Source organism: Pseudoalteromonas maricaloris (assembly GCF_024746855.1).
Lineage (GTDB): Bacteria > Pseudomonadota > Gammaproteobacteria > Enterobacterales > Alteromonadaceae > Pseudoalteromonas > Pseudoalteromonas maricaloris.
Window position 1 is genome coordinate 1,127,167 of sequence record NZ_CP024626.1, and the last position, 13,511, is coordinate 1,140,677.

10 protein-coding genes are annotated in these 13,511 nt (G+C 42.4%); 8 read left to right on the forward strand and 2 right to left on the reverse strand.

Annotation, left to right across the window (positions count from 1 at the left end):
* The first annotated feature begins 9 nt into the window (after nucleotides 1-9).
* The 6 genes from CTT31_RS22720 (at nucleotide 10) to CTT31_RS22745 (ending at nucleotide 8,616) form a co-directional block, all read left to right on the forward strand.
* Entirely contained in the window at nucleotides 10-726 is a 717-nt protein-coding gene (locus CTT31_RS22720; protein ID WP_211856674.1) for an ABC transporter ATP-binding protein, read from the forward strand.
* Nucleotide 727: 1 nt separating this feature from the next.
* On the forward strand, nucleotides 728-3,124 hold the full coding sequence (locus CTT31_RS22725) for an ABC transporter permease (RefSeq protein WP_260492615.1): 2,397 nt from the start codon (nucleotides 728-730) through the stop codon (nucleotides 3,122-3,124).
* Between the two features lie 4 nt (nucleotides 3,125-3,128).
* The gene (locus CTT31_RS22730; RefSeq protein WP_211856670.1) at nucleotides 3,129-4,511 is read left to right on the forward strand and encodes a sigma-54-dependent transcriptional regulator; all 1,383 of its coding nucleotides are present in this window, start codon (nucleotides 3,129-3,131) and stop codon (nucleotides 4,509-4,511) included.
* Nucleotides 4,512-4,524: 13 nt separating this feature from the next.
* Nucleotides 4,525-5,781 (forward strand): sensor histidine kinase, encoded by a 1,257-nt coding sequence (locus tag CTT31_RS22735; protein WP_260492616.1) that lies wholly within the window; start codon nucleotides 4,525-4,527, stop codon nucleotides 5,779-5,781.
* A gap of 155 nt (nucleotides 5,782-5,936) precedes the next feature.
* Nucleotides 5,937-7,451 (forward strand): MSCRAMM family adhesin SdrC, encoded by a 1,515-nt coding sequence (locus CTT31_RS22740; RefSeq protein WP_260492617.1) that lies wholly within the window; start codon nucleotides 5,937-5,939, stop codon nucleotides 7,449-7,451.
* A gap of 79 nt (nucleotides 7,452-7,530) precedes the next feature.
* Complete coding sequence (locus CTT31_RS22745) at nucleotides 7,531-8,616, forward strand: S41 family peptidase (RefSeq protein ID WP_260492618.1); 1,086 nt, start codon at nucleotides 7,531-7,533, stop codon at nucleotides 8,614-8,616.
* A 149-nt stretch (nucleotides 8,617-8,765) separates the two neighbouring features.
* Here the strand turns inward: CTT31_RS22745 and CTT31_RS22750 are convergent, their stop codons facing one another.
* Nucleotides 8,766-9,374, reverse strand: a complete 609-nt coding sequence (locus tag CTT31_RS22750) for a LysE family translocator (protein WP_260492619.1) — start codon at nucleotides 9,372-9,374, stop codon at nucleotides 8,766-8,768.
* A 37-nt stretch (nucleotides 9,375-9,411) separates the two neighbouring features.
* A complete protein-coding gene (locus CTT31_RS22755; RefSeq protein ID WP_039496419.1) occupies nucleotides 9,412-10,239 on the reverse strand; it encodes an AraC family transcriptional regulator in 828 nt (275 codons plus the stop codon).
* Nucleotides 10,240-10,549: 310 nt separating this feature from the next.
* Between CTT31_RS22755 and CTT31_RS22760 the strand changes: the two genes are divergently transcribed.
* Nucleotides 10,550-11,095: a DUF4410 domain-containing protein gene (locus CTT31_RS22760; protein ID WP_130127609.1), complete on the forward strand. Its 546-nt coding sequence runs from the start codon at nucleotides 10,550-10,552 to the stop codon at nucleotides 11,093-11,095.
* 113 nt (nucleotides 11,096-11,208) lie between these two features.
* Nucleotides 11,209-13,245, forward strand: a complete 2,037-nt coding sequence (locus CTT31_RS22765) for a serine hydrolase domain-containing protein (protein WP_260492620.1) — start codon at nucleotides 11,209-11,211, stop codon at nucleotides 13,243-13,245.
* Nucleotides 13,246-13,511: the final 266 nt, after the last annotated feature.

The window sequence follows — 13,511 nt, forward strand, 5'->3', positions numbered from 1 at the left end:
GACATCATTATGAACTCAGTCATTCAACTTAATAATATCGAAAAGCGGTTTCAGACGGACGAAATTGCAACTCAAGCGCTAGACGGCATTAATCTCGTAGTAGAGCCCGGCGAGTTTGTGGCTATCACGGGACCGTCAGGGTGCGGCAAGTCAACGTTACTGTCAATTTTGGGCTTGATTGATGAACCAAGTAACGGCGAGTACTTTATCAGTGGTAACCAAGCATTTAATTTAAGCTCGGACGAGCGTGCTCATATTCGCGCTAATCATATCGGTTTTATTTTTCAGGCCTTTAATCTTATCAGTGATTTAAACGTGCTCGAAAATGTCATGTTACCGCTGACTTATATCGGCGGCATTAGCCAAAAAGAAATGGAGCAAAAAGCCAAAGACGCGCTGGCGATGGTGGGATTAGAAAACCGCATCAATCATTTTCCTTCTCAGCTTTCAGGCGGTCAGCAGCAACGCGCTGCAGTTGCAAGAGCCTTGATTAACTCCCCAGATCTCATCCTTGCCGATGAGCCGACCGGTAACTTGGACTCAAATAATGCCCAGCAAGTGCTAGGGTTGTTAAGCGATCTTCATGCTGCTGGAAAAACGATTTGTATGGTAACGCATGATATCGAATCTACGACTTACGCTAGCCGTGTTATCTCTATGCTAGATGGCACAATTTTAAGAGACAAAAAGCAGCTTGAGCGCGCAAGCAAAGTCGTTGGAGCTTAGTATGGGATTACTTCTAGACTTTCGTTATGCACTGAGAAACATCGCCAAATCAATGCGCTTTACGTTATTGATGATGTTTATCATGGTTGGCAGTTTGACCATATCTTTGATTGGTTTTAACTATATTTATACGGTGGCATTTTCACATAGCCAAGTGGGTAGTGGCAGCCCAGAAATCAGGATCTTTAAGGTTCGTAACCCTATCAGCATGCAAAATCGGTTTGAATACAGCATGCTGCCACAACTACGAGAACTTGATGAAGTTAAACAACTTGAGGAGTGGCTTTATATTGCGCCGGCGAGTGTTTGGGTAAGTGACGCTGAGCGAGGCAATCATTATCGAGGCTCCTATGTTGATGAACGCTTTTTTCAGTTTCTGGACATTAAACCTGCACTTGGGCGATTTTATACTGCTGAGGACTTTGTGGGGGCGGCCCAAAATGTGGTCGTGATTTCAGACTATCTCTGGTTGCATCTATTTCAAGGTAGCAAAGACGTTATAGGGCGCACAATGGTTGTTGACCAAAAGCCTTACGAGATAATCGGTGTGATGCCCAAACACAATAACTTCCCGATATTTTCTAAACTTTGGCTGCCTCTTAAAGGCAATAACACAGCACCTGCTGATACCATCGATATTATTTATAAGATGCCAAATGAGACGGTAGAGGCGAAGCTTGAGCAGCGTTTAAGCTTATTTTTCACTGATTATGCACAGCAACGTGTTAGCCAGTCAGCACTTGAGGTAGATAAAACGGTTCGGGTTGAATCCATGACCTTGGTGGAATACAACACCGACGGTGAAGCGGTATTTATATTTACTCTGTTTATGGCTGGTATCGTACTTATTTTGCTTATTTCCTCAATCAACATTGGTAACTTACTTTTTGCCAAAATCATCGAGAGACAAAAAGAGTCGGCTATTCGGGCCGCGATTGGCGCGAAAAAATTAAGGGTGGTTCAGCAGCATGCTTGCGAGGGCTTGATCTACTGCGTTAGCAGTTGGGTGGTGGCGCTATTATTAACAGATCTTGGTTTGCGAGCGCTGAACTTTTTTATGAATATGATGTTTGGTGGCAAAATGCCGTACTGGTGGTATTGGCAGCTAAATACAGTCACCATCTTGGTGTCACTACTGCTGATAAGCTTGGTATTTGCTATTGCAGTGCTGTTACCTGCGGTGAAAACCGCTAACTTTAACATCAATGATGTACTGCGAGACGGCACGCGTGGTGCAACCGGAAAACAGGCGGGATTGATGTCAAAACGCCTACTGTCTTTGCAGGTGACCTTAGTGAGCTTTATGCTGATGGCGTCGAGCACCATAGGCTATGTGATGTATTCTATGGCGGGAAATATTGACGGCGAGACCCTCAAAGGGGTGTACTCAACTGAGCTGCAATTTCAAACTGAAAGCGAGTTTTCGAGTGATAAAGCGGTCGAAATGGCAAGCGCATTGGTCGTGGGAATGACATTGGATCCTGCCTTTAAAGAAGGGCGCGTGTATCAACGTGAGATGGAGCTTGATGTGCTAACAAGTGAGGGCGAAGTTTATACCGATAAAATCATAAATATTGAAGCGGTATCCCATCTTTTTAAGCGCGAATTGCAAAGTGGTAGGAACTTCACGGCACAAGACAACACAGAAGCGGCGCCCGTAGTGATCATTAGCCAGTCTCTCGCACACGCGCTGTTTGGCAGTGAGGAAGTATTGGGGCGCTCACTGATGTTACGTGATGCAAAATGGCCAAGCGCTAAAATAGTTGGTATTGCAGTGGATGAGATGAGCGTTGTTGCTAGCGATCGTCGTCATGAAGTCTATTTTAGTTTTCGTCAATATGCGCCAAAGGAAAATGTAATGGCGGTTAAGTTCATTACTGAGTTGCCGCCAAGCCAAAGTTACGAAGCCTTTTATCGCGTGTTAGGTCGGCTCTCAAGTAAGCTCGAAACCAGCTATATTTTTGATCACTACGACAACCATCGCTCTATGATGGGGGCGTTCACCAGTATCATTTATGTGTTTTTGATTGTGGGTGGGTTTGCCTTGACGCTTTCTTTAATTGGTATTTATGCCATGGGCCTGAGTAATATTAACAAATCTAGCTATGAAATAGGCATTCGCCGTGCGCTTGGCTCCAAAGATCGTCAGATCATGTTGTTATTTATCAAGAAAAATCTAACCCATACCGTTACAGGACTGACCATTTCTGCATTAATTTTCTATATATTATGTTATCTTGCTGTAGACTTTTTCCGCGGTATTGTGCCGTTTAGTGTTATGTTTGGTGCTGGTAGTATCACTCTATTACTGGTATTTGCTGCGGTATGCCTTGCGCTTTATATCCCGGTGAAACGCAGCATAAAAGTCCAACCTGCGGTTAGCTTAAGAATGGAATAATAATTTGAAAAAGGTGCTAATAGTAGACGACTCGCTTGATATTCAGGCGAGTCTGAAGTTTTTACTTGAGGATGAAGGCTACGCTTGTCACGGTGTGGTGACACCAGAGGCTGCATTTGATTATGTCAGTACACAGGAAGTGGACTTGGTGCTCTTGGATATGAACTTTACCCAAGATACCACCAGTGGCAAAGAAGGGCTGATGGCGATTGCTAAGCTCATTCAAATCGATCCGCTCTTACCCATTGTGGTGATGACTGGTTGGGCGACGCTAGACCTTGCCATAGCTGCCCTAAAGCAAGGAGCGGCCGATTTCATTGAAAAGCCATGGGATGATGAGCGCCTTGCTCATAGCATCAAAGTACAAATCGAAAAGCGAGCTGACAGACAACATTTAGCGCGGCTATCTGCTGAAAACGAGCGCCTTAAAAAGCCCCAACACACAGTAGATTTTGTTACGCAAAGTGAGAAAAAGCAGCGTGTACTGACACAGCTCACCCAGTTGGCACAAAGCGATATGAACATCTTGCTGACCGGTGAAAATGGCACAGGAAAGAGCTATTACGCGCAGTATGTACACGAGCATTCAAGTCGTGCTGGTGGCAGTTTTATCTCGATTAACATGGGGGCGGTGAGTGACGAGCTATTTAACTCTGAGTTATTTGGCCATAAAAAGGGGGCATTTACTGATGCGAAAGCAGATAGAGTGGGTGCATTTACACTCGCCAGTAATGGCTCGTTGTTTTTAGATGAAATTGCCAATTTATCTTTGCAGTCTCAAGCAAAATTGCTTCAAGTGCTAGAAGAGCGAAAGTACGTGGCGGTTGGCAGTCACAAAGTCTTGGACAATACTGCGAGGATTATTTCTGCCACTAACTGCCAACTCAATGAAGCGATTGCCAATAATCAGTTTCGCCAAGACTTATATTATCGATTAAATACGGTGGAAGTAGAAATACCGCCATTAAGAGCGTGTCCAGAGGATATCTTGCCATTAGCAGAGCGCTTTTTAATGCGCTTTAGTCATGATTATAAAAAACCATCACCGAGCATTATGCCCTGTGCTGCTAAAGCACTGAGTGTATACGATTTTCCAGGTAATGTGAGAGAGCTTAAGCATATGATGGAGCGCGCGGTGTTTACTTGTTCAAATGCTCAGATATTTGCCAGTGATTTGGCGCTCAACACTACACCGTACTCAGCGTTGCAATCGATGAATACTGCTACTGCGAGCGCATCAGAAAATCATGATTTAACGCTGGATGAAATTATTGAGCAAGCACTCTTTAAAAGACTGGAATTTCACGGTGGTAACGTATCAAAAGCGGCGAAGAGCTTGGGACTATCGCGCAGTGCGTGGTATCGCAAAATGGACAAATATGAGTAGGAGATAAGCAAACTTGTTTTATCGATTTGGACACTGGCTGTTAAGTGCATTACTACTTGTAATTACTAATGTTTTACTCCTTGTGCACGACTATCCAGCAACACTTATTATGTTGATAGACTTAGTATTTGCACTATGTTTTGCTTTGCTCGCTTATAAATATGGTTCGACTAGACAAAACACCATTAATCTCATTGATACCTTGTTGATATCACTTCGCCAAGGCGATTATGCCCTAAGAGCGGTACACGGCAAAGACGCACAATTACGTTCAACGGTGGAGCACTTAAATGCGCTTGCGCAAACCATGCAAGCCGATCAGCGAGCGCTGGCCGAGCAAAGCGATCTGCTAAAGCAAATCATTGAAAAGCTTGATTGTGCACTTATCGTGTTTGACAGCCAAAGCGTTGCATTTGCCAACAGCTACGCTGAGCGCACCTTTTTTGACTGTTACAAAGACGATGCTTGGTGCTGGTTTCAGTCATTACAAGCTCAGCAAAAACAAAGAAAGGTTTCGGTGATGCTAGAGGGGACTGAGCATGCTTTTTTGCTTGAACACGACAGCTGCTACATTGCCAATAAACCTCACACTTTACTGGTTTTAAAACAGCTCGATAGCATTTTATATCAACAAGAAAAAGACGCCTTACAGCGTTTTGTTCGTATTTTAAGTCACGAGATCAATAACACTTTAGCGCCGATCGGCACGGTAGCGCGCAGCCTTACCAAGCGCCTAAACGGTGAATTAGATATAGAAAGGTTTAGCAGTGGACTGTCACTCATCAACGAGCGCGCCAATTACCTTAAATCTTTTATGGGCAACTATGCCTCCCTTGCCAAACTGCCTCCTGCGCACAAGCAAATTGTCGCGCTCGGTGAGTTTTGCGCTCAGCTACAAAGTATCTACCCGCAACTAAAGATAGTAACCACAGCCGATCTGCTCGGTTTTTTTGATACGAGCCAAATCAAACAGGTGCTTTGCCACCTCATTAATAATGCTCAAGAAGCGTGCACACCTTCGCCAGAAGTTACACTCAACATCACCCCAGATGCTGACAAATTAGTGTTTTCGGTCACAGACACTGGCCCCGGTTTCTCTAACCTAAACGAAGCCGCTGAAGCATTTTACACCACCAAAGCTGATGGCAACGGCATAGGCCTGATGCTCTCTCGCATCATTATTGAAAACCATGGTGGACAACTCAAACTAGGCAATAACTCAAGCGGTGGTGCAAAAGTCAGTTTTAGCGTAGAGCGGGGTGGGAGTTGAGTGCTGAAAGCAGCAAAAATAACAAAGAGACCCCGAGCAAAAGTAATGAAGACACCCAATGTAATGTATTAATAATAATTAGTGAAAGAGCGCAATTATGAAGCGGGTTACAGGGTGAAAAATTAATTAAAAAACAACATTAATAAGGATTGTTTATGATATCACGATGCATTTTATTGGCACTTGCACTGGTTAGTACCATTGTGTTTGCAACTCCACATAATGGCTCGCTTGACCCAACTAAGGGAACTTGGCAAAACAAAGATGAAGATGGTGATGGTGTGTTAGACGAGCATGATGAGTTTCCATTCGATGGTCAACGCGCTCGTTATCCCGAAATCGTCGAGATTGAACCTAATGATAACCCTAGCAATGCGGTAAAAGTTGCGCATCAACTTCCGTTTAAAGTAAAGGGGGTGATTTCAAACGCGGGTGATAATGGTGATTTGTACCAGTTTAGCGCAAAAAAGGGCGACTATATCTCAGCTCGCATTATCTATAGCTCAGATAATTTTAAGCCCAAAGTGTATTTTTCTGAACAAGGTGGTTTGGTGATCAACTCATCGCAGATCCATACCCATAGCGCACTCAAAATGGCGCATATCCTGACTAAAATACCCCATGATGGAAAATTCAATTTGAGCGTCATTGATGACTTGTCGGGTGGCGCGCCGGACTATTCCTATGAAATTTACGTATTTAAAGATAATGACACCGATGGTATTGATGATCATGTCGAATATGCAATTGGTGTTGAACCAACTCGTATTGATACCGATAGGGACTCTGTTCATGACTTCTATGAGTATTATGTAAAGCAAGGTACTACACTCGATGAGGACAACAACGGGGTAATTAATTTATTGGACTTAGACAGTGATGGCGACGGCATTAGTGATAAGCACGAAGGCTCAGGAAATGCAGATCAAGATGATAAATTAAACTTTTTGGATCTTGATTCTGATAATGACGGTATAGCGGATGCCGACGAAAAACTCAATACGAAAGGATGGCCTGAAGACTCTGACAAAGACGGGGTTGAGGATTTTATTGATCTGGATAATGATGGCGACAAAGTTTTAGATATTTATGACGCCGAGCCATATGAGCGAGTGCGAGGCTTTAAATTAAGTGATTCACCGAGTGTACAAATATCCTCTCAAGCTGGCTATTACAATGGCTATTCATTGCCTCGAATTTATCGTATCGGCGATAGTGTTGTGTTTTCTGGAGATGACTTTGCCGGGCTGGAGAACCCAAAAGTAGTTATCTATAACGGTGAAGAGATTTATAATATCACGCCAACATCGCACACTAATTCAGCGCTAATCTTTGAACTCAATCTACCATTTCGTAAATATAAGGCATTTATTTACACTCGAAATAAGCGTTCTAATGAAGTGCGATTAAGCCCATACAAAGCGGGCTCACCGTTAATATTTGGATATGCCTCAATCAAAGTTCAAGAAGGCGAGCAATATGAGCTTAAGGGAGTGGGGTTTGATGATAAAACCCGTATCACAATGGGAAATAAAACTCTTGTTCCTTCAACTCATACACCATCTAGCCTTACATTTACGATACCAACCGGGATAACAAAAGGCATATTACAATTAACGAATAATGTTGGAACGAGCAATAAGGTTCGGTATCGGCTGCAAGCACGCTAAAAAATAAACAATAGCAGACTAAAGAAGATTAAAACACCCACCGCAAAGATAGAGAAAAAACGGTTCAAGTTTGTCGTGGGTGTCAGCCATTATCTGCTCTAATAAAGGAAAAAAGATGAAATCTAGGAATGGCATTATAACGTGGGGCTTTGTTATTTTGTCCCCGTTGGCACATGCTGATATCAGTTATATTGATAAAACTCATATATTGAATACGCTTACAAATAACATTGAGCAACAATATGTTGAAGTAAAAAAGATAGATAAAATTTCAGACGCTCTTACAGAGCTCAAAGCAAGTCCTGCATTTACTCATAGTCAGTCACAAGAACAGTTTGCCTCGCTACTAACCGCAGAATTGCAAAAGTTTGACAAGCACTTTACTGTGCAATGGCGAAATCCAAATGAAAGCCAGAATAATAAAACAAAGCGTGAATCTTGGTTTACCAAATTAAGTCGGAAAAATTCAGGCTTTAATCGTGTTGAAGTACTCGATGGCAATATAGGTTATGTTGACTTTTGGGAGTTTGATGAATTATCGAAAAACTCAAAAAACATAGCAGAAAGTGTAATGGGATTTGTATCTAATGTAGATGCTCTTATATTTGACCTTCGTAATAACGGGGGCGGCAGTGCTGAAATGGTGCAGTTTATTAGTAGTTATTTTTTAAAGCCAAACACCCATTTAAACAGCATTTATTGGCGAGCGACTGACTCTACTCGTGAATTCCGAACTTTTGATAATGTTAGTAGTTCAATTCATCTGGACACTCCCATGTACATACTCACGAGCAATGATACGTTCTCTGCGGCAGAGGAGTTTGCTTATAACTTAAAGTACCTTGAACGGGCTACTTTAGTGGGGGAAACAACGAAAGGTGGAGCAAATCCTTGGCAGTTTTATGAGCTAGGAAGTGGTTTTAGAGCTGGTATTCCAATAGCGAAGGCTATTAATCCGAAAACGAAAACAAATTGGGAATCGATTGGCGTTAAACCTCATATTGAAACATCGCAGACTAACGCCTTAGATGTGGCGTATAAAATAGCGCTTAATGAAGTTAAAAAGTCAGTAAGCAATGAACATCAAATCAAGGAAATTAACGACAAGCTTGAAGAGTTATCGAATGACACACCATTCAAAGAGACGCCACAAAGCACCATGTAATAATAGCGACCGTTATAATCATTACGAATAGAGGGAAGATTAAAGGAAGATTAAGACACCCACCTCAAAAATACAGCCAAAAACGGTTGAAGTTCGTCGTGGGTGTCAGCCTTTATCCTTAATTATCTCTGCCATTATCTGCTAATTTGTTATTTTACTATCCAAGGCACTATGACATGGTCATAGCCAATGCTTAAAGACACGTAGACTAATAGCGCAGCCATTACTAAGTTAAAAGCTTTAAAATACTTGGGATCGGAGATCTGTTTACCCATTATTGAACCCACTATCGAATAGCTAGTGGGGGCTCCGAATGCAAGTACAGCAAGGAGCATTGACCATATGACAACGGCAATGCCGGTAATGCCAACGCTTGGAAACTGAATGGTAGAAACCGGCAAGGTTGCGATTAGCGCTTTGGGGTTGAGTAGCTGCATGAAAAGTCCGTCTCGAAAGCTCAACGATTTGGCCGGACTTCGCGTATCAGAGAGCTCAACGTTAGCATGTGCCACTTTCCAAGCAATATATAGAATATAAAGACACCCTGCCAAGCTTATAAAAGGCAGTAGCTGTGGATTAATAAACTTGAGCCCGACAATCCCTAAGATAACGAACAAGATGAACATTGCCATTCCAACGCCGGCGAAAAAACCGAGATGAACACGCGTCTGTTTGTTTAGACCACTATGTAGGCCAAGCAAGTTGATAGGCCCAGGGGTATACATTACCCCGATAGCATAGGCGAAAATTTCTGACATGATTTACTACTCCGATATAAGCAGTCGACGAGCTAAGCTAACGGCCCAACTGCAACTGAAATTGTTTTGGTGTCATGCCAAATACGCGTTTAAAGTTACGATTTAAGTGACTGGCATCAGCAAAGCCGGACTCTACCGCTGCGGTGGTGGCGCTACGGCCTACAAGTAGCTGTTTGCGAGCATAGTTGATACGACAATTCAAAACATACTGGTGTGGAGTTATGCAAAAGTGTTCTCGAAAAGCTCGAATAAAGTGATATTTAGACATATTGGCGACATCAGCGATGTCATCAACCGAAATATCGTTGGCAAGATTAGCCAATATATAGTCTTTAGCTCTTAGTACTAAAATTTCAGCCCTTGTTTTACGAAGTGGTAACTCTAAACAGCCATGCAAACGAACCAATGATTGAGCCAACTGAAACAAGGCGGCTTCGTGCTCAATTTTGGAGTAGGATCGTCCCAAAAGTTGCTGAGATATGGTAAGAACTTGATAGCGCAACAGTGGGTCATTGAACAAGGTGTCGTTAAGTCTGAGTACTGTTTCTTGTTTATAACCAAGAGAGCGAAACAGTGGTTGCAATTCTCTTGGGTGCACGTAAAGCATCACATATTCTAAGCTGTGTTCGCCCCCAGAATGACCGTCATGGATATCTTCGGGATTGAAAAGCATTACGCAGCCAGGCTGACTTTTATAAAAAGCACTGCGACAGAAAAAGTCTTGTCTGCCTTTTAGAGTGAGCCCGATCGAGTACTCTTCATGAGCATGTTTGGTGTAGGTGAAATCACTCATGGTTGCGCTCAGCATGGACACATCATCCTGCTGAGCGCTATGGGTATATATAAAGTGATTATTTTTACTCACACTCCCTCCTTCTGTTTGAGCACTTTTGCAAAACTACCAAGTCAATATATTCAAACTATCAATAAAAAACTTGAACGAAATTGCTGATGTATTCACTTCGGAGTTTGCTTAATACTCTTCACAAGGAAACTTAGTTAACCCGGGCTTTGGTCATTAAACCTATCAAATAAATCACAATAGATGCAAAGCCAAAGAGCAGAGGTGATTCAACTGCTTACCTATTACGGGAAAATATTTGATACCATAGCTGCCAACGAAGGTTAGCATGCCGTTAGCCGAATATATATTGAAGGTCGGAAATTTACCCCTAATGAAACATTTTAAAATATTTGCCGTAATAATCTCAGTGCTCATTTTCAGTGGCTGCGCCGCCCACATTCAAGAGACAAGTAAAACAGCGAATAGAGCTGTAGTGAACACGCCACAAAGTGTATTTTTGGATATTACTCCATCGCACTCAGTTTCTAAAAGTAAGTCACTTTCTAACAGCATTAATGAGCTAAAAGCGCTAATAGCCAAAGACTTTAATGGCAGTATTGTTGAGTCTGGAAGTGCAGCTCAAGCACCTTTATCAGTCGAGATCACCATCGAGCACTTTCGTTATGTGTCTGGATTTGGCCGCTTTATGGTAGGTGTAATGGCGGGTGATGCCGAGCTGAAGCTCAATGTAAAGCTAATAAACACCGACACTAACGAGGTGGTTGGTGAGTCGATACTAGATACTCGATCTGAGTTTATCGAGGGCATTTTTGGTGCAACTACTTCTAGGCAGCTTGAAGCAGTATCTAAGAAAGTGGTGAGTATGATTGGCACGGTGGAGCGCGAAGGTAAAACTGATAATACCGCTAACTCATAGTCGATATTGAAGTTCCAAATACTCAAAGAAACCTAGTTTTTGACGATGGGGCTCCTGTATACCTTTTTGAGCCCCACTTATGCGCATTACAAACAAAGGGACGTGAAGCTAATATGAAAACGAAGTTTGTTGATATTACACTTGTTCTAAAAGCCTTGATGTTAACTGTCGCGATCGGCATATTTTTTAACGCGAAAGCGTGGGGTGATAACAGCCCACAGCTGTTGCGTGATAGCTCAGTTAGCGATGTACAAGCGCCCTTGGAAAATCCAGATTTAAAAGGACTACGGACTTATGTTGATGACTGGGTCAAAAAGGCAAGGGGGCAATATAATCTGCCTGGAGTTGCGGTTACTATCGTCAAAGACGGTGAAATTGTATTACTTAAAGGCTATGGATTTGCTGATGTATACAGCCAAGCTATGGCTAAACCGAATAAAACACTATTTCGCATCGGTTCTATCACCAAAACAATGACTGCACTTGCAGTGATGCAGCTGGTGGAGCAGGGTAAGCTATCTATAGATACTGATATAAATGAATATCTGAGCGAATTTAAAATACCTGACACCTTTGAAGCGCCTATTACAATCCGTGCCCTATTAAGTCATCGGGCGGGTTTTGAAGAAGCGGATGCCGGTAACTTGTTCGTTGAAAATGCCTCAGAAATGCTCAGTACAGAGCGATATCTCGCAACACATATGCCCAAGAGAATTTGGCCACCGGGTGTTAATGTATCCTATTCCAACTATGGTTTTGCTTTGCTTGGTTATCTGGTCGAGTTGCAGTCGGGTATGGATTTAGCGACTTATATGGAGCAACATATTTTTTCTGTACTGGGTATGCAAAACACGACATTACGAGAGCCAGTAAAAACCAGTGCAGCCTTAACTGCGATGAAACCTGAGCTACAACAACAGCTTGCAACGGGGTATTTTAGGGATAGACAAGGAAATAATATCGCCAAACCTTTTGAATTTATTGGGCATGTAGGTGGTGCGGGGGCCATTTCTGCAACTGCACATGATATGGCGCTTTATATGTCAGCTCTGATGGGGGATAACAACCTGTTCGTGCAGCCAACCACCCAAAAAACAATGATACATCGACTTTACGACGATAGACCGCTGGCGACAGGGATTGCTCATGGCATGTTTGATGGCAAGTTTAAGGGTTATGAGCAGCGTCATCACTCTGGTGCCACACATACGTTTGCCGCCAACATGGTGATCTTTCCTGAAGTTCAATTAGGTATTTTTGTTTCAACTAACGTTATGGGAAGCGGGGCACACTTTGTTGAGGCTTTACCGACTGCGATATTTAATAAATTTTATCGAAACAAGCCGATAAATCTTGTAAAGCCGTCGCAGCTCAGCACATCTTCCCAAGCAAACATCTACACGCAGGTTTTAAAGCAGCAAGTTAGCCAAGCAAACCTTGAAGATTATACGGGAACATTTCTGAGTACTCGTCGTTCGTATACTCAACTGGAAAAACTGGCCGCATTAGATGCGGCGGCTGAGATAACCATTGATGATCAAAATAGGTTAGTTATGATGGTTGCAGGGAATAAAATAAAACTGAAGCACCTTGAAGCGGACGTCTTTCAAGCCGGAGCTCGAGACGCGCCTATTTTTTACTTTTATCGCGATGGGACAGGGACGGTAAATCGTTTTTCGGCGAGTATGTGGTCTGGCGATTATGAACGAGTAAGCTTCTTACAAAGCCCACTTTTCTTCAACTTGGCGTTGGCGATATCTTCGTTGTTATCGCTATCCACTTTATTGTTCAGTTGTGTTCGAGCTCGTAAAAGCAAAAGGCTTGGCGTAGTTGAAAAGTTGGCATGTTTTTGTTCAAGTATGATACTTGCAGCGGTGCTGGGCTTTGTTTTAATGAGTGCCGGTATTGTTTTCGATGAATATCAATTTCACGCAAGCTTTCCCACCATAGAGGTAAAGCTGCTACTGTCTTTGGTGATAGCAATCGTTTTCACGACCTTTTTGAAAGTGCTAAGTCTTCCAATCATGTTGCGCATGAGTGATTTGCATTGGTTTTATAAAATACACGATGTGATTTTTACACTGAGTTGCTTGAGTTTTATTTATGCATTTTGGATTTGGAATGCGGTTGGATTTAACTATTTTGGCTAGATTTCAGCTTTTGTGTTTATGTTCTTCTCGAACGAATGCCAAATTAGGAGACAATGCATTACCAATTATCTGTGAATAAAAAGCGATAGTGTATAGCCTGATTTAGTTGTGTAGAGCAAGCTGCAAAACACAAAAAACCAGAGAAACCAAGTTTATAGTTTTACAAAACACTGCAAAATAATGACCGTAATGTTTAGAGTCAAGAATTGAATCAAATCATGAACTCGGCTAAGGTCGGTAATGTAATGAAAAATATATAAAAAAGA